Origin of the sequence: Alkalihalobacillus pseudalcaliphilus (assembly GCF_028610675.1) — a bacterium.
In the GTDB taxonomy this organism is placed as follows: Bacteria; Bacillota; Bacilli; order Bacillales; family Bacillaceae_D; genus Alkalihalobacillus; species Alkalihalobacillus pseudalcaliphilus.
On sequence record NZ_JAQQWS010000017.1, the window covers coordinates 1 to 18210 of the forward strand.

Annotated in this window: 15 protein-coding genes; 8 read left to right on the forward strand and 7 right to left on the reverse strand. The window is 36.9% G+C overall.

All coding sequences use genetic code 11. The features are described 5' to 3' along the window. Positions 1-627: 627 nt before the first annotated feature. From gyrA to dnaA, 7 genes are all read right to left on the reverse strand, one after another. On the reverse strand, positions 628-3156 hold the full coding sequence (gene gyrA / locus PQ479_RS20025; protein WP_047986600.1) for a DNA gyrase subunit A: 2529 nt from the start codon (positions 3154-3156) through the stop codon (positions 628-630). 15 nt (positions 3157-3171) lie between these two features. Further along, entirely contained in the window at positions 3172-5112 is a 1941-nt protein-coding gene (gyrB, locus tag PQ479_RS20030; RefSeq protein ID WP_047986601.1) for a DNA topoisomerase (ATP-hydrolyzing) subunit B, read from the reverse strand. A 59-nt stretch (positions 5113-5171) separates the two neighbouring features. Next, positions 5172-5444: an extracellular matrix regulator RemB gene (gene remB / locus PQ479_RS20035; protein WP_047987016.1), complete on the reverse strand. Its 273-nt coding sequence runs from the start codon at positions 5442-5444 to the stop codon at positions 5172-5174. A 4-nt stretch (positions 5445-5448) separates the two neighbouring features. Then, complete coding sequence (gene recF / locus PQ479_RS20040; protein ID WP_047986602.1) at positions 5449-6573, reverse strand: DNA replication/repair protein RecF; 1125 nt, start codon at positions 6571-6573, stop codon at positions 5449-5451. A gap of 11 nt (positions 6574-6584) precedes the next feature. After that, positions 6585-6800 (reverse strand): S4 domain-containing protein YaaA, encoded by a 216-nt coding sequence (gene yaaA / locus PQ479_RS20045; protein ID WP_047986603.1) that lies wholly within the window; start codon positions 6798-6800, stop codon positions 6585-6587. Positions 6801-6964: 164 nt separating this feature from the next. Beyond that, positions 6965-8107, reverse strand: a complete 1143-nt coding sequence (gene dnaN / locus PQ479_RS20050; protein ID WP_047986604.1) for a DNA polymerase III subunit beta — start codon at positions 8105-8107, stop codon at positions 6965-6967. A gap of 160 nt (positions 8108-8267) precedes the next feature. Next, on the reverse strand, positions 8268-9620 hold the full coding sequence (gene dnaA, locus PQ479_RS20055; RefSeq protein ID WP_047986605.1) for a chromosomal replication initiator protein DnaA: 1353 nt from the start codon (positions 9618-9620) through the stop codon (positions 8268-8270). A 677-nt stretch (positions 9621-10297) separates the two neighbouring features. Between dnaA and rpmH the strand changes: the two genes are divergently transcribed. The 8 genes from rpmH (at position 10298) to noc (ending at position 18170) form a co-directional block, all read left to right on the forward strand. Then, positions 10298-10435, forward strand: coding sequence for a 50S ribosomal protein L34 (rpmH, locus tag PQ479_RS20060; RefSeq protein ID WP_047986606.1), 138 nt, complete (start codon positions 10298-10300; stop codon positions 10433-10435). A gap of 65 nt (positions 10436-10500) precedes the next feature. Beyond that, positions 10501-10869, forward strand: coding sequence for a ribonuclease P protein component (rnpA, locus tag PQ479_RS20065; RefSeq protein ID WP_047986607.1), 369 nt, complete (start codon positions 10501-10503; stop codon positions 10867-10869). 75 nt (positions 10870-10944) lie between these two features. Then, a complete protein-coding gene (spoIIIJ, locus tag PQ479_RS20070; RefSeq protein WP_047987017.1) occupies positions 10945-11709 on the forward strand; it encodes a YidC family membrane integrase SpoIIIJ in 765 nt (254 codons plus the stop codon). Next, complete coding sequence (gene jag / locus PQ479_RS20075) at positions 11710-12342, forward strand: RNA-binding cell elongation regulator Jag/EloR (protein WP_047986608.1); 633 nt, start codon at positions 11710-11712, stop codon at positions 12340-12342. A 732-nt stretch (positions 12343-13074) separates the two neighbouring features. Then, positions 13075-14451 carry a tRNA uridine-5-carboxymethylaminomethyl(34) synthesis GTPase MnmE gene (gene mnmE, locus PQ479_RS20080; RefSeq protein WP_047986609.1) on the forward strand — a complete coding sequence of 459 codons (1377 nt, stop codon included), beginning with the start codon at positions 13075-13077 and terminating at the stop codon, positions 14449-14451. 22 nt (positions 14452-14473) lie between these two features. Beyond that, positions 14474-16360, forward strand: coding sequence for a tRNA uridine-5-carboxymethylaminomethyl(34) synthesis enzyme MnmG (gene mnmG, locus PQ479_RS20085; protein WP_047986610.1), 1887 nt, complete (start codon positions 14474-14476; stop codon positions 16358-16360). Between the two features lie 13 nt (positions 16361-16373). After that, positions 16374-17093 (forward strand): 16S rRNA (guanine(527)-N(7))-methyltransferase RsmG, encoded by a 720-nt coding sequence (gene rsmG / locus PQ479_RS20090; protein ID WP_047986611.1) that lies wholly within the window; start codon positions 16374-16376, stop codon positions 17091-17093. A 219-nt stretch (positions 17094-17312) separates the two neighbouring features. Next, a complete protein-coding gene (gene noc, locus PQ479_RS20095) occupies positions 17313-18170 on the forward strand; it encodes a nucleoid occlusion protein (protein WP_047986612.1) in 858 nt (285 codons plus the stop codon). Positions 18171-18210: the final 40 nt, after the last annotated feature.

An 18210-nucleotide genomic window follows, 5' to 3' on the forward strand; every position in this document is an offset into this window, starting at 1 on the left:
AAAATGTGACTAACAATTGACGAGATACCTTGTATCTCTTTAATTCGCTTGGCTTTTGTTCAGTTTTCAAAGAACTTTTTATCGCTCATTGGCGACTTATCTAATATATCATTTTCAGCATTCTGAGTCAATAACTTTTTTAAAAATTTTTTAACCGTTAGCTTCTTATAGTAAACTAAGAAGCTTCAATAGCTGATGTCTTAGCGACGTATATTAATATAACATTCTACTATCAGAAACGCAATGTTTTTTTAAAAATAATTTTATTTAAATTATATTATTATAGGTTTGCAAGTGATTCTTTAACTTTATTTACCCTTTAAAACTTTTATTCTCTATATAAATCACTTAGGTGCTGGATGATATGTTTCATTCCGGTTCGGTCTGATAACTACTTATAATTTCTTTTCCTCGTTCGAAAAATTTATAAACTAAATATGATCAATGTTTATAGCGAACTAGGCATTGCCCTCATGGCGGTGAACTTAAGAAAGTTCACCATTACACGTCACCAACTAAGTCCATTTGCACCTAAAATGAAACAAAAAACGAGTCTCCTGAACAACATTCTGTTCACACGACTCGTTTTTTTGTATTTAAAGAGGGTTATATCCCTCCCTCTTTGAGTTATTCCTCTTCTTCTGTATCTTCTTTCACCTGTTCTACTGGTGAAGCTTCATCAGCGTCTGTTGTATCGTTGACTTCCTCTAATTCCTCATCAACAACATCATCTTCATCGATATCTACTCTTGCCACGGTTGCAACCTCTTCGCCTTCTCCAATACGGATGACCTTTACCCCTTGAGTATTACGTCCAGTAATAGAAATACCTTCTACCTGCGTACGGATAATAACACCTGATACGGTAATAATCATAATATCATGATCATCTGAAACAATTTTAAGAGCGACTAAAGCTCCGTTTTTATCCGTAATATTTGAGGTTTTAATTCCTTTACCACCACGGTTTTGAATTCGATATTCTTCTATAGGTGTACGCTTTCCGTAACCTTTCTCCGTCACGATCAGTACTTGATGGCCATCTTCAATAATATCCATTCCAACAACGTAATCATCTTCTTTTAAGGAAATCCCTTTTACGCCACCTGCTGTACGTCCCATTAGACGAACATCATTTTCATGGAAACGAATGGCCATTCCATTTTTAGTACCAATGATGATCTCTTGTTCACCATTCGTAAGTCGAACACCATGTAATTCATCATCTTCTCTAATATTAATGGCAAATAGGCCACCTTTTCGAATATTAGCAAATGACGATAATTGCGTTCTCTTAGCAATACCTTTTTTCGTTAAGAAGAATAAGAACTCATCATCCTTAAACTCTTCAATGGGAATAACGGTACTAATAAATTCATCCGAATCTATTTGTAAAAGATTTATAATCGGAATGCCTTTTGCCGTTCTGCCTAACTCAGGAATCTCATAGCCTTTTAAACGATACACCTTACCCTTATTTGAGAAAAAGAGAATCGTATGGTGTGTATTCGTAGTAAAGAGCTGCGAAACGAAATCATTATCGTTTGTGCCCATACCTTGAATTCCTTTTCCACCTCTTCTTTGGCTACGATACGTCGAAATAGGTAAACGTTTAATATATCCATTATGAGTGAGCGTAATAACAATATTTTGACGTGGGATTAAATCCTCATCCTCAAATTGCTCCTCATTCATGGAAATAATCGTACGACGCTCATCATTAAATTTCGCTTTAATTTCAAGTAACTCTTCACGAATAATTTCAAGAACCTTCTGATCATCTGCTAAAATCGCTTGTAACTCAGCAATTCGAGCTAATAATTCTTGATATTCACCTTCGATTTTATCACGCTCTAAACCAGTTAAACGCTGTAATCGCATATCTAAAATCGCTTGCGCTTGCTCATAGCTTAATTGATAGTTTTCCATTAAACCATTTCGAGCTATATCTGTTGTCTGCGAAGCACGAATCAAACTAATAATCTCATCAATATGATCAAGAGCAATTCGTAACCCTTCTAAAATATGAGCACGTGCCTCTGCTTTACGCAATTCGAATGAGGTACGACGGCGAATAACCTCAACTTGATGCTTTAAGTATTGCTCTAAAGCTTCTTTCAAATTCAGTAGTTTCGGTCGTCCATCAACAAGAGCAAGTAGATTAATACCAAAGCTAGTTTGTAGAGAAGTTTGTTTATATAAATTATTTAATAAAACATTGGCATTTACATCACGACGTAACTCGATCACAACTCTTAATCCGTCACGATCAGACTCATCACGCAGATCCGTAATACCTTCTATTTTCTTTTCCCGAACAAGTTCAGCAATTTTTTCAATTAATTTTGCTTTATTCACCTGAAAAGGAATTTCAGATACAACAATCCTTGGTTTTCCATTATGTTCTAATATTTCTGTTTTGGCACGAAGAGTAATTGAACCTCGTCCCGTCTGGTAAGCTTTACGAATACCTGATCGACCAATAATCTCTGCCCCCGTAGGAAAATCAGGACCCGGGATGTATTCCATAAGCTCAGGGATATCAATATCGGGATTATTTGATAAAGCTAAAACTCCATCAATGACTTCACCTAATTGATGTGGTGGAATATTCGTAGCCATACCAACGGCAATCCCTGAAGCACCATTCACTAAAAGGTTAGGAAATCTCGCTGGTAATACAACAGGCTCTCTTTCTGAGCCATCGTAGTTATCCGTATAATCAATCGTGTCTTTATTAATATCACGGAGTAGCTCCATTGATATTTTCGACATTTTTGCCTCTGTATAACGCATCGCAGCAGCAGAATCGCCATCAATCGAACCAAAGTTACCATGCCCATTTACAAGCATATAACGGTAACTAAAATCTTGGGCCATCCTTACCATCGTTTCATAAACGGCCGAGTCACCATGTGGGTGATATTTACCAATAACTTCACCAACAATACGAGCAGACTTTTTATAAGCCTTATCCGCTGTCATACCTAGATCATTCATCGCATAAAGGATACGACGGTGCACCGGCTTTAAGCCATCACGGGCATCTGGTAAGGCACGACTCACAATAACACTCATCGCATAATCCATAAACGATGCTTTCATTTCATTGGCTATATTTATTTCTTTAACTCTTGATTGTTCCTGTTCAGCCATTCCTTAAACCTCCAACTAGATATCAAGATTCTCAACGTATTCCGCATTTTCTTGTATAAAATCACGACGCGGCTCGACTCGATCCCCCATCAGTACTTCAAAGATTTCATCCGCTTTTATCGCATCCTCTAAAGTTACTTGTAAAAGTGTACGATGTTCTGGGTCCATCGTCGTTTCCCAAAGCTGGCCAGGGTTCATCTCCCCTAAACCTTTGTAACGTTGAATCCCTAATTTTGCACCTTCTGGGAAAGACGCAATCAGTGGTTCTAGTTCTTTTTGTACATAAGCATAACGAATATCCTTGCCATGTGAGACTTTATACAATGGCGGTTGAGCAATATAAATATATCCGTAATCTAATAACGGCCTCATGTAACGATAGAAAAATGTCAAAAGTAATGTACGAATATGAGCACCATCAACATCTGCATCCGTCATAATAATAATTTTATGATATCTAGCTTTTTCTATATCAAAATCACCACCAACACCTGTACCAAATGCTGTGATCATCGCTCTAATTTCATTATTTGCTAAGATTTTATCTAAACGAGCTTTTTCGACATTAATAATTTTACCTCTTAAAGGCAGAATAGCTTGGAAATGTCGATCGCGACCTTGTTTAGCCGAACCTCCAGCTGAATCACCCTCTACGATATATATCTCACTAATGGACGCATCTTTTGAAGAACAGTCTGCTAGTTTCCCTGGTAAAGCACTTACCTCTAATGCACTTTTTCTTCTTGTTAATTCACGAGCTTTTTTAGCCGCTTCACGAGCTCTAGAAGCCATTAAACCTTTTTCGACAATCTTTCGTCCAACCTGTGGATTTTCAATTAAGAAACGAGCAAAATGCTCTGAAAATAGTGAATCCGTAATCGTACGAGCTTCACTGTTTCCTAGTTTTGTTTTCGTTTGCCCTTCAAATTGAGGATCAGGAATCTTAACAGAAATAATCGCTGTTAAGCCTTCACGAACATCGTCCCCTGTTAAATTAGGGTCATTTTCTTTCAATAAACTATTTTTTCTAGCATAATCATTAATAACACGAGTTAACCCCGTCTTAAAACCAGATTCATGCGTTCCACCTTCATGCGTACTAATATTATTAGCAAAAGAATATAAGTTGCCGACATACCCATCGTTATATTGAACAGCAACCTCAACCGTTAAACCATCCTTTTCACCTTCAATGTGGATGGGCTCTTCATGTAAAACTTCTTTTGAACGATTTAGATGCTTCACAAATGAAGCGATTCCGCCTTCGTAATAATACGTATCAGATTTTCCACCTTCACGTTTATCCGTAATCGTAATCGTTAAGCCTTTATTTAAAAATGCTAACTCTCGTAAACGTAAAGCTAATGTATCATAATCATAAACGATTGATTCTTGGAAAATCTCAGGATCCGGTTTAAAGTGTGTTTTTGTACCAGAATTTTCACTATCGCCAATAACCGCCAAATCAGCTGCAGGCACTCCACGATGATATTGCTGGTGATAGACTTTCCCATCTCTTTCAATTTCAACTTCAAGTAGTGTTGATAAGGCATTTACAACCGATGCACCAACACCGTGCAGTCCACCAGAAACCTTATAGCCTCCACCGCCAAACTTACCCCCTGCATGCAGCACCGTCATAATGACTTCAACTGCAGGTCTGCCCATCTTCTCATGAATTCCAACAGGGATACCTCGTCCATTATCCTGCACAGTGATACTATTATCTTCCTCAATTAAGACATCAATTTGGTCACAGTATCCCGCCATCGCTTCATCAATACTGTTGTCTACAATTTCCCAAACGAGATGATGTAGGCCTCGAACACTCGTAGAGCCAATGTACATACCAGGTCGTTTCCTAACGGCCTCAAGACCTTCTAAGACTTGTATTTGACTCGCATCATAGGATTGTTGTTCAGAAAGCTGTTCATTCGACAAGTTCTTCACCTTCATTCTCTATTCTTTCAAACATGAATTCATACTTCTATATGTGAACTCTATTCAAGCTAGAGCTAGTGCTTTTCTTCTAATTGTAAATCTAAATCAGACGTTGCTACCGCTCGTTTTTTTAACGTACCGGAAGAAACAGGTGAGTAGTATACAACATGGTCGGTTATAACAATAGATTTAATAAAATCCTCACTAATGACAACTGATTTCTTCCGTTTTTTCTCTTGCTGCAAATAAGCACTTGTCAAATTCGAGGATTCTTGCACATCTCGACTTAATATTGCAATCACTTCTTTTGCTCTTACAACCATATCGCCACCTAAATGGATAAACAATCTATCACTCACCCTCTCCTTGTAATTGTATCGTACCTTGATGAACGTCAAAAATCTTCGCTTGCTCCAACGCTTGTTTATGTACTCCAGCCAAATTTGTTGTTGTAACAAAAGTCTGCACCTTTTTTTGAATGGTATCGATTAAATGGGACTGACGATAATCATCTAATTCAGATAAAACGTCGTCTAATAAAAGGATCGGGTATTCACCAATTTCTTCATGAATTAATTCAATCTCTGCTAATTTTAAAGAAAGTGCTGTCGTTCTTTGTTGCCCTTGTGAGCCATAGGTTTGAACGTTTCGACCGTTGACCTCAAAACCTAAATCATCACGATGAGGTCCAAACAAAGTAACACCACGCTGAATTTCCTTTTGTTTTTTCTCCGTATATGTTTGATAGAGTATATCTTTTATTTTCGTCAAGTCTTGCTCTTCTGATACGTTAGTAGATGATAAATATGCGATTTCTAATTCTTCTTTATCACGGCTAATATCAGCATGAATTCCTTTTGCCCAAGCTTGTAGTTGCTTCAAAAAACGAAAACGTTTATGAATAATCTCGCCTGCTAAAGGAATCATTTGCTCAGTTAAAATATCAAGCATGTCCTTAGGGCCTTTATTTACTTGGAGCTGCTTCAATAATTGATTACGCTGCAACAATACTTTTTGATATAAACCTAAGTGATATAAATATAACGGATTTATTTGCCCAAGCTCTCTATCAAGAAATTTACGTCTACCTTGTGGGCTACCCTTTACGAGGTTTAAGTCCTCTGGTGCAAACATGACAACATTTACAGCCCCAATATATTCACTTAACTTTCTTTGCTCAAGTCCATTTATTTTTACTTTTTTCCCTTTGGTTGAGATAATGACATCTAATTTCACAGATGAATTTTTTCTCACGAATTCTCCTTCAATTCTAGCAAAATCCTCTCCCCAACCTATTAATTCCTTGTCATTAGACGTTCGATGTGACTTGGCTAGGGCAAGAACATAGATAGCTTCAATCATATTCGTTTTCCCTTGGGCATTTTCACCGATACAAACATTTACTTTAGGGTCAAATACAGCTTCAGCACTTCCATAATTCCGAAAGTGCTTAACGGATAGTGATTTAATATACATTCAACAACCCTCTATATCGATTGAATCTCATATTTGGCTCCATCATGAAGTCGTACGATATTCCCATGAACTAGTTTTTTTCCACGACGATTTTCAAGCTCATCGTTTACGTAGACGTCATATTCACTTAAATACCATTTGGCCATCCCACCTGTGTCAATGGCACCAACTTCTTTTAGTAATTGTCCTAAGGTGATATAAGGGCTAGAAATAGAAATCGTATCCATGTTCCCACTCTACTTTCTTTCTAAAATATTGAGTATCAAAGGCAAGACAGCAAATCAATTAGTGAAATGCTGTCTTTTCATTCGTCGCTTTTATCTTGTCTCTATTGTACTAAACGAAATGATTCTCGCCAAGTCTCATCTAAAAAATGTGAGTCTACCAACGATTAATACGTACGAACAGGCGAGAATAAGTGTAAATAATGCTCCTGTTCAATCGGTCTAATCACAAAAGGACTCATCGCTCCAGTAAATTCTACCTTCATCTCTTCACTATCAATTACTTTTAAAGCATCAATGACATTTTTTCCATTAAAGGAAATACGCATTTCCTCGCCTTCGAGTGATTGACTTTGAATTTTTTCTGTTACTTTACCTACCTCAGCAGAAACAGACGTAATTTCAATCATTCCATCTTCTAATGTTTTTAAAGTAATGACATTATTTTTGGCTTCTTTTGAAAGTAATAAAGCACGTTCCAACGCTTGTAACAACGGCTTCGTTTGTAAGAAAATCGTCGTTTTACTTTGGTTTGGAATCATATTTTTCGTTACAGGGTACTTTCCCTCTAATAATCGCGAGAAGAATAATAAATTATTTAACTTAAATAAAATTTGGTTTTCCGTTACAACAACATCGATCAACTCTTGACTATCTTCAATAATCTTATTTAATTCATTCATGCTTTTTCCTGGGATAACCACATTCTCAAAATTGAGTTCATCATCATTTCGTTCTATCTTCGTTTTCCTTAAAGCCAAACGATGACTATCTGTTGCAGTACAGACCAATTCCCCGTGAGTCGATTCTAAGTTTACACCTGTCAATACGGGGCGTGTTTCTTGAGTGGACACAGCGAACACAGTTTGACGAATCATATTTTTTAACATGTCTTGTGGTAGGCGAAATAATAAATCTTCTTCTAACTGCGGCAAGCGTGGATATTCTTCTGGATCTAAACCATTAAGATTAAAGACAGCCGATCCTGATTTGATTGTGGCTGCAAATTGATCTTGTACGATGATCTCAACTTCGTCACCAGGTAATTTCTTTACGATATCAGGGAAATATTTAGCTTGTAAAACAATACTACCTTCTTGTTTTAATGTGATGAATTGTTTGTCTCCATCTTCTAGGGGAATAAAGGTCTCAATAGAAATATCAGAGTCACTTCCTGTTAAAGTGACACCATCTGAATTGGCGACAATTTTAATACCCGTTAAGATAGGAATCGTTGTTCTTGATGAGACAGCTTTTGCCACATGCTGAATATCATGAACAAATCGTTCGCGGTCAATAAAAAAATGCATAGAAAAAAGCTCCTTTTAATATAATTCTTTTAAAAAAATATAGTAGTAATAGTAATAGGGCCTGTGATTATGTGGATAAGACCAAAAAACTGATAAATAGCAAGTTATCCAGATGTGGATATCCTGTGCGCGAATGAAAGGAAGTTATAAACAGTTTCCACTACGCTTTTAATCGTTCATTAATTTCTTGAACGGTCTTTTGTAGCTCATGATCAGCAGATAGTAGCTTAGAAATCTTTTCATGGGCATGAATGACCGTCGTATGATCGCGGCCACCGAATTCACTACCTATCTTAGGTAAAGAAGAATCGGTTAATTCTCTTGATAGATACATCGCAATTTGTCGTGGAAATGCGACAGATTTCGTTCTCTTCTTTGCTTTAAAATCTTCTAACTTCACTTGAAAATACTCACCAACGGCTTTTTGAATATCAATAATCGTGATCACTCTTGGTTTTGAATTAGGAATAATATCTTTTAATGCTTCAGCAGCTAGGTCAGCATTCATATCTTGATTAATGAGAGATGAATAGGCGACAACACGAATAAGTGCTCCTTCTAATTCACGGATATTTGTATCGATCTGATTAGCGATATATAACATCACTTCATTAGGGATATCTAAATTCTCTGCTTTAGCTTTTTTTCGGAGGATCGCAATACGCGTTTCTAAATCTGGTGGTGTAATATCTGTTATTAATCCCCATTCAAAACGAGAACGCAAACGGTCCTCTAGTGTTGGTATTTCTTTTGGTGGTCTGTCACTAGAAATGACAATTTGTTTCGATTCCTCATGTAAGGCATTAAATGTATGGAAAAATTCTTCCTGTGTTTGTTCTTTTCCCGCTAAAAACTGAATATCATCAATTAATAAAACATCAACATTTCTATATTTATTCCGGAAGTTGACTGCTTTATTATCTCGGATCGCATTAATGAACTCATTTGTGAATTTTTCAGAGGACAAATAAACAACTTTAGCATTTGGATTATGATCCATCACATAATGACCAATTGCATGCATTAAATGTGTTTTCCCTAAGCCCACTCCTCCATAAATAAATAAAGGATTATAGGCTTTCGCTGGTGCTTCTGCTACAGCGAGAGAAGCCGCATGGGCAAAACGGTTGCCAGAGCCAATAACAAAAGTATTAAAGGTATATTTATCATTTAGCATCGATTTCGTCGAGATTGACGTAGCATTGGCATCTGCTGCCGGTTGCTTTTTTGGAGTCGGCTCTAAAAAGAAATCTTCATCCGATTTATGCTCGGGAATAATGAACTTTGGGTTTAAACGTACACCCGTTAGTTCTTCGATTGTCTCAGAGGTTAGTTCAGAGTAATGATCTTCTAACCAATCCCTTGCAAATTCATTTGGTGCTTTAATTATAATAACTTCATTTTGGATATCACGTGCAGTTGTTGATTTTAACCATGTATCATAGCTGGGGCCTCTCACTTTTTTCTTCATTTCAGCTAAGACACGTTCCCATAAATCATGAATATTTTCCAACGGATGAACCTCCTTTTCTTCAAGTACTAATAGGTATAAAGGTTTGCAAATAAATTTAAAAATCTCTGTTATCGCACTTGCTACATGAAGGAATGACAGAGTTTATTTTCGGGTGTATAAGTTTTGTATAAGGTGCTGCATGACGGTGTATAAACATAAAAACACAGATTTTGTGGAGATATATATAATATAGTAGAAAAGTGTCAGTTTTAACATATCCACGTATGTTGTGGAAAAGAAGATACACACAATTAAAAACCTGTCCACAACCTTACCCACAGGCTGTGGACAGGTTTTTATGTTTATATAGTCGTCCACGAGTGAAAACATATTAATCATAGCAAAAAAAACCTTCTACCGCAACGGCTTTATTTATTTATCCACAAAGCACAGGATGTTGTGTTGAATCGTTGTCCACAACACAAGATATGTGAACAAGTTGTCGATAAATATGGGGATAGGGAGAATTTTGTCGGATGGAAATTATCCACAGGTAGGAATAGGTGAAAGTTTGCGCTACACTATACAACGTCATGATTGAAAAAGTAATTTTGATGGCAAGTGTTGAACAGATTAATAAGAGTTCTTGACAACATGCCCTTATGTTCCGTATAATTTACAAGAATGTCTTTTTATGAAGTTTAATTAGGAATATATCCTCGAGGGGGGTGTTATAAATGGGAAAACCAACATTTCAACCAAATAATCGTAAACGTAAAAAAGTACATGGTTTCCGTGCACGTATGAGCACTAAGAACGGACGTAAAGTACTTGCTCGTCGTCGTCAAAAAGGAAGAAAAGTGCTATCTGCATAGGCCACTGAAAATCAGTGGTCTTTTTCCAATTTATTTATAAAGTAGGCTAGTTTGAGGTGGATATAATGAAAAAAGAGCAACGAATAAAAAAGAACAAGGAATTTTCACTTGTTTTTAATAAAGGAACATCAGTTGCTAATCGTCAATTTGTTATTTATGCACTAGCAAAAGAGGAACAAAATCAATTTCGCCTTGGCTTGTCTGTCAGTAAAAAGGTTGGAAATGCCGTGACGAGAAATCGAGTGAAACGAATGATCCGTACTTTTTTTCAAACGTATAAAGAAAGGCTACATACTGAGTATGATTTTGTTGTAATAGCGAGAAAGCCAGTTGCGACGATGGAGTATGCAGAGGTAGAAGCAAGTCTTTTACACGTATTAAGAAAAGGGCGTTATTTAAAAAAACATAAAAAGCAACAGTTTAAAAATGATTAATGTTTTATTTCCCGTTTTGTCTATTTTTAAACGGTGATATAGATGAAAATGAATGATGGACAAGGAGGAGAGCTTGTGCTCAAGAAGTATAGCCTTGCAGCAGCGATGATTGCGGTGCTTCTTCTCTTAACAGGTTGTTTTGAGATAGATCAGCCGATTACTAGTGAGAGTGAAGGATTTTGGAATTCTTTCTTTGTTTATCCTTTATCATGGTTAATCATCCAACTTGCGGACTTTTTTAATGGAAGCTTTGGTTGGGCGATTGTAGTGGTAACGATTATGTTAAGAACGATTATGTTACCATTAATGATTAAACAAACAAGAAGTGCTAAAGCGATGCAGCAAATCCAGCCTGAAATTAAAAAGTTACAAGAGAAATACAGTGCAAAAGATCAGAAAACACAACAGAAACTTCAGCAAGAAATGATGGCTTTATGGCAAGAGAGAGGTGTAAACCCACTAGCAGGTTGTTTACCTATCTTAGTTCAAATGCCAATTTTACTTGCGTTATATCATGCGATTATGAGAACGGATATCGGTGATGGTAGCTTCTTATGGTTCGCTTTAGATCAGCCGGACTATATCCTACCGTTTATTGCTGGTATTACTACTTATATTCAACAGAAGATGATGATGGTACAAGACAATCCACAAATGAAGGTCTTATTAGTGGTGATGCCAGTTATGATCGCCGTATTTGCCTTCTTCTTCCCAGCGGCACTTACATTATACTGGGTTGTTGGTAACTTCTATATGATTGCCCAAACTTACTTTATTACTGGTCCTCAAGCGAGTAAAAGAAAAGATGAGAAAGCGGCAAAATCAGGAGGGAAGAAATAAATGACCGAATTAACTGTGTCAGGTAAGTCGATTGAAGAAGCGATTTCAAAAGCACTGATGGAATTGGGGACAACACAAGAACGTCTTCACTATGAAGTGATTGAACAACCGCAAAAGGGTTTCTTAGGAATTATAGGAGTAAAACCTGCAATAATTAAGGCTTATGTAAAACCTGATGCGGTCGATTTAGGTTATTCTTTTCTAAAAGAGGTTATTGAAGAAATGGGGATCTCAATTGAGATTGTCAAACATGAGAAAACCGATTTTATCTTATTTGAGATAAAGGGTCAGGACGATTTGGGTCGATTAATAGGTAAAAGAGGACAAACGCTCGATTCGTTAGAATATTTGACGAATCTAGTCGCTAATTCAGAGGATGATCACTATGTGAGAATTCAACTAGACACCGAAAATTATCGACAAAAACGAAGAAAAGCTCTTGAGCAGCTTGCTCACCGTGTGAGTCAAAAAGTGTTAAGGCAAAAACAAAGAGTTGTATTAGAACCTATGAGTGCTGGAGAAAGAAAAATCATTCATACATCATTACAACAAACGGTTGGTGTTGAAACATATTCACAAGGAAAAGGGATGAATCGACATATCGTCATTGCCCCTGAGAAATCAAAGAAATAAATCAAAAAGAGAGTCACAAAATGTGGCTCTTTTTTATATGCAAAAATAAAAATTCAATTGTAATAAAAAAATACAAACATCATCTATAATACAAATTAAACGCTTAGTAGCAAAACAAATAATAATAGGTAATAACAAATGTTAACACCAAAAAATGGATGAGCAAAAGAGGAAGAAAAAAATCAAATTCTGTTGAATAGACGAGAATACTGCCAAAGCAGACTTGGCATATGAGCTGGAGGCACTTTGTTCATATGCCTTTGTTTTGTTAGCTTTTATTACTCTTCATTCATTGTATGAAAGTTAGTGCGAATGATTATAAGCTTAAACTCTAGCGGAGGGAATAGGGGCCGACTCCTGCAGGAGGGAAGGGCAGGCTGAGATCCACTTGCGTTAGCAAGTTAGCTCAGCGCCCGCCTGCGGAAAGCGTGCCCCCATTCCCGGAGCGATCTTTGAAGAAGAGTATATCGCTTTTAGGGTATCTTTCATACAAAACTACCATCTTTAATTTACATGTTACTTATGCTATGCTTAAAAATTGGAGCTTTGTTATTCACATGTGGATAAACGCTTAAGTTTTACACGAATAGGTTAAACTAAATGAATGTGGATAATCAAACATAAAAGAAGAAATTTTTACGATAATCGGTTAAAATAGAAGGATATAGATGAACGGTCATGTGACAATAACAAGACTATGTATAGAAGAGTGAATAGAGGAAAGGTGTTATTATGGAATTCGATACAATTGCAGCCGTATCAACGGCACTTGGAGAAGGAGCAATAGGCATCGTTCGATTAAGTGGAGACGAAGCCATTCAAATTGCAGATAAAATATATATAGGAAAGAAATCTCTACAAGAGGTTCCATCTCATACAATTGTGTATGGTCATCTTATTGATCCTAAAACACAAGAGCGTGTGGAAGAGGCAATGGTATCTGTCCTGAGAGCACCGAAAACGTTCACTCGTGAAGATGTTATAGAAATTAATTGTCATGGTGGAATTATGTCAGTTAATCGTGTACTTCAGCTCGTATTAAAGAATGGGGCACGATTAGCTGAACCAGGTGAATTTACAAAGCGTGCGTTTTTAAATGGAAGAATCGATTTATCACAAGCTGAAGGCGTAATGGATTTAATCAGAGCTAAAACTGATAAAGCAATGAATATAGCTTTAAACCAAGTAGAAGGTCGCTTATCTAAAAAAATACAAACATTAAGACAAGCTCTGCTCGAGACGGTTGCAAATGTAGAAGTAAATATTGATTATCCCGAATATGATGCGGAAACGATGACTCATGATTTGCTAAAAACAAAGGCAAGTTTTGTTATTTCTGAAATTGAGAAATTACTTCAGACCGCTGAGCAAGGTAAAATTGTTAGAGAGGGCCTATCAACAGTTATTATTGGACGACCTAATGTCGGAAAGTCTTCTTTATTAAATAGTTTAGTACATGAAAATAAAGCGATTGTAACTGACATACCGGGTACAACAAGAGACGTTATTGAAGAGTACGTCAATGTACGAGGTGTTCCGTTACGTTTAGTTGATACTGCTGGAATTAGAGAGACCGAAGATATCGTCGAGAGAATTGGCGTTGAGCGTTCAAGGCAAGTTCTCAAGGAAGCAGAGCTTATTTTACTTGTATTAAATAACGGTGATGATTTAACAGATGAAGATGTTGCTTTGTTTAAAGCTGTAGAAAAGATGAACGTCATTGTGATTGTTAATAAAACCGACCAAGAGAGAAAAATTGATATAGAGCGTGTAAAGCATCTAAATGAGGGACGACCATTAGTAACAACATCCCTTATTGAGGACAGCGGTGTTGAAGATTTAGAGCAAGCGATAGCAAGTCTATTTTTCTCGGGTGGATTAGAAGCGGAAGATGTGACCTATGTCTCAAATTCACGCCATATCGCTTTACTTGAGCAATCAAAATCAACCATTGAAGATGCAATGGCTGCAATAGATATGGGAGTTCCTATTGATCTTGTTCAAATTGATGTCACGAGAACGTGGGAACTCTTAGGAGAGATTATTGGGGATAGTGTGCAGGATAGTTTATTAGATCAGTTATTCTCACAATTTTGTTTAGGGAAATAGAAAGGTAAAGGAGGTTATTTAAATGAATTATCAAGGTGGAGAATTTGATGTTATTGTTATTGGTGCAGGGCATGCAGGAGTAGAGGCTGGCCTTGCAGCAGCCCGCATGGGTGCCAATACATTAATGTTAACTCTTAATTTAGATGCTGTTGCTTTTATGCCGTGTAACCCATCGGTCGGTGGACCTGCGAAAGGAATTGTTGTACGGGAAATTGACGCTCTCGGTGGAGAGATGGGTCGTAATATTGATAAAACACATATTCAGATGAGAATGTTAAATACGGGCAAGGGGCCAGCTGTCCGTGCATTAAGAGCACAAGCGGATAAATTTTTATATCAGCATGAAATGAAAAAAACGATTGAGGAACAAGAAAACCTTTTGTTACGTCAAGGAATGGTCGATCGTTTAATTATTGAGGATGGTATTTGTAAGGGAGTTATTACGAACACGGGGGCGGAATATCGCAGTAAGTCAGTAGTGATTACGACAGGTACTTATTTGCGTGGTCGAATTATACTTGGTGAACTTTCTTATGAAAGTGGACCTAATAATATGCAACCCTCCATTAAACTATCTGAGCATTTAAAAGAGCTTGGTTTTGACCTAGTTCGTTTCAAAACAGGTACACCACCACGTGTTAATGGTAGCTCTATTGATTACGATAAAACGGAAATACAGCCAGGGGACGACAAACCTCGAGCATTCTCGTATGAGACCACGAAGTATATTACCGATCAATTGCCTTGTTGGTTAACTTATACAAGTTCCGAAACACATGAAATTATTAACTCGAATTTAACTCGTTCTCCTATGTATTCAGGAATGATTGAAGGAACAGGTCCACGTTATTGTCCGTCTATTGAGGATAAGATTGTTCGATTTAATGATAAACCTAGACATCAGATTTTCCTTGAGCCTGAAGGTCGTAATACAACGGAAGTATATGTTCAAGGCTTATCAACAAGTTTACCAGAGGATGTTCAATTGAAAATGCTAAAATCCATTCCTGGCCTTGAAGAAGTAAGAATGATGCGCCCAGGTTATGCGATAGAGTATGATGCAATGGTACCTACTCAGCTTTGGCCAACTTTAGAAACGAAAAAAATTGAGAATCTCTTCACGGCTGGTCAAATCAATGGAACTTCTGGTTATGAAGAAGCGGCAGGTCAAGGCATCATGGCAGGTATTAATGCAGCAAGGAAGTCCCAAGGAAAAGATGGTGTGATTCTCGATCGCTCTCAAGCTTATATTGGCGTATTAATTGATGACTTAGTAACAAAAGGGACAAGTGAACCTTATCGATTATTAACATCAAGAGCAGAGTACCGATTACTTCTTCGCCACGATAATGCGGATTTGCGCTTAACAGATCTTGGCCATGAGATTGGTATGATTTCTAAAGAACGTTATAATCGTTTCCAAGAGAAAAAGGCTCAAATAGAAGAGGAAAAACTAAGACTTGAAGGAATTATTGTCAAGCCATCAAAAGAAGTAGCTGCTTTATTAGAAAAAGTAAATTCTACACCTTTACAAGAGGCTGTAAGAGCATCAGCTTTCTTAAAGCGTCCTGAGTTAAGTTATGAGGATATTGCTTCAGTCATTCCTGCACCAGAAAAACCATTAGGTGAGGATGTATCAGAACAAGTAGAAATTCAAGTTAAATACGAAGGTTATATTGAGAAACAGTTACAACAAGTAGAACGAGCAAAAAAAATGGATAATAAAAAGATTCCAGAGAATCTCGATTATTTTGCGATTAATGGTCTAGCAACTGAAGCAAAGCAAAAGCTAAGTCAAGTAAGACCATTATCTGTAGGGCAAGCATCTCGTGTTTCAGGAGTAAACCCTGCTGATATTTCCATTTTACTTGTGTATATTGAACAAGGAAGACTCGCGAAAATCGACTAAGCTGGAGGCTTTTATGAATAAAGAGTTATTTGTTAAGACGTTAAAAGAAAAGGGTATAGAGTTATCTGAACATCAGATCTGGCAATTCCAACGCTATTTTGAAGTACTTGTAGAATGGAATGAAAAAATGAATCTCACAGCTTTGACTGCCGAGGAAGATGTTTATTTGAAACATTTTTTTGATTCAATTACAGCAAGTTTTCATTATTCATTCAAGCCAGGTCAAAAGCTATTAGATGTTGGAGCAGGGGCAGGATTCCCAAGTTTACCAATCAAAATTCTATTTCCAGATTTAGAAGTGCATATTGTTGATTCATTAAATAAACGAATTGGTTTCCTTAACCATTTAGCAAAAGAACTTCAGCTTAAACACGTGCATTTTTTCCATGACCGTGCAGAAACTTTTGCTAAAAATCCTAATCATAGAGAGCAGTATGATGTGGTAACAGCAAGAGCAGTAGCAAGGATGTCTGTACTATCAGAACTATGTTTACCATTTGTTAAAGTTGGTGGTGATTTTGTCGCTTTAAAAGGTGCAAGCTCTAATGAGGAATTAGCTGATGGAAAACATGCCATTCAAACATTAGGCGGAAAGCTGATTGAAGATTGTTCTCTAACGTTACCAGAGGAAGATAGTGAAAGACATATTATCATCATAAAGAAGGAAAAGAAGACACCGAAGAAGTATCCACGAAAACCAGGAACACCAAATAAGCAGCCTCTCGTTAAGTAGAGGCTGTGTTAAAATGGTGAGGTGTACATATGTTACTCTTTATCAAATAGTAGAGTTATAGATTAGATGTTTCACGTGAAACATATCTTTGATTAGTGGAGGGGTCTACTTGAAAAGAATTTTTTTGCAAAAAAGTGAAAAAGGGATTGGGAAAGCAGGAAAGAAATTAATCATGTCGAATATAGAAGAGATGGTTAATATTAAAGGTGGTGTTAGGCGATGAAGCAGCCGTTCTCACGCCTATTTGGCTTTAATGATAAGCAAAGTGAAGAAGCTGACGAATTAATTGAACGTGGCGAAGAAGTTAAGGAAATCAACATCTCAGAAATCGTTCCCAATCGATTTCAACCGCGTACAATTTTTGATGAGGAAAGAATTGATGAATTAGCACAAACGATAAAAACACACGGTGTTATTCAACCAATTGTTGTGCGCAAAAGAGACGGTAAATATGAAATTATCGCAGGTGAACGTCGCTGGAGAGCGGTCACTTCTTTAGGGTGGGATAAAATTCCGGCTATTGTTAAAGAATTTAATGATTCGCAGACTGCTTCTATCGCTTTAATTGAAAATTTACAACGGGAAGGCTTAACCGCTATTGAAGAAGCTATTGCATACGCGAAACTAATAGAAATTCACCAATTAACTCAAGAGAGCTTAGCTCAGAGGTTAGGTAAGGGTCAATCAACCATTGCCAATAAATTGCGTTTATTACATTTACCAGAACGTGTACAGCATGCTATTCTAACTAAGGAAATCTCGGAAAGACACGCACGTTCATTATTAGCTTTAAAGGACGAAGCTTTACAAAATCAAGTACTCGAAAAAGTACTTGAAGAAGGTTTAAATGTTAAGCAAACGGAAGAGCAAGTTAAGTTAATATTAGCTGGCCCAGAAGAAAAAGAACCTAAGAAAAAAGCAACTAGGAAATCCTATTCAAAAGATATGAGAATTGCTATGAATACGATTCGCCAATCTTTAGATATGGTTGCAAAGAGCGGACTTCATGTCGACACAGATGAAGAAGAACACGATGAATACTACCAATTCACAATTCGTATACCCAAAAACAAATAAGCTACCGTAACGATAAGTAAGCCAACCATTACTTATCGTT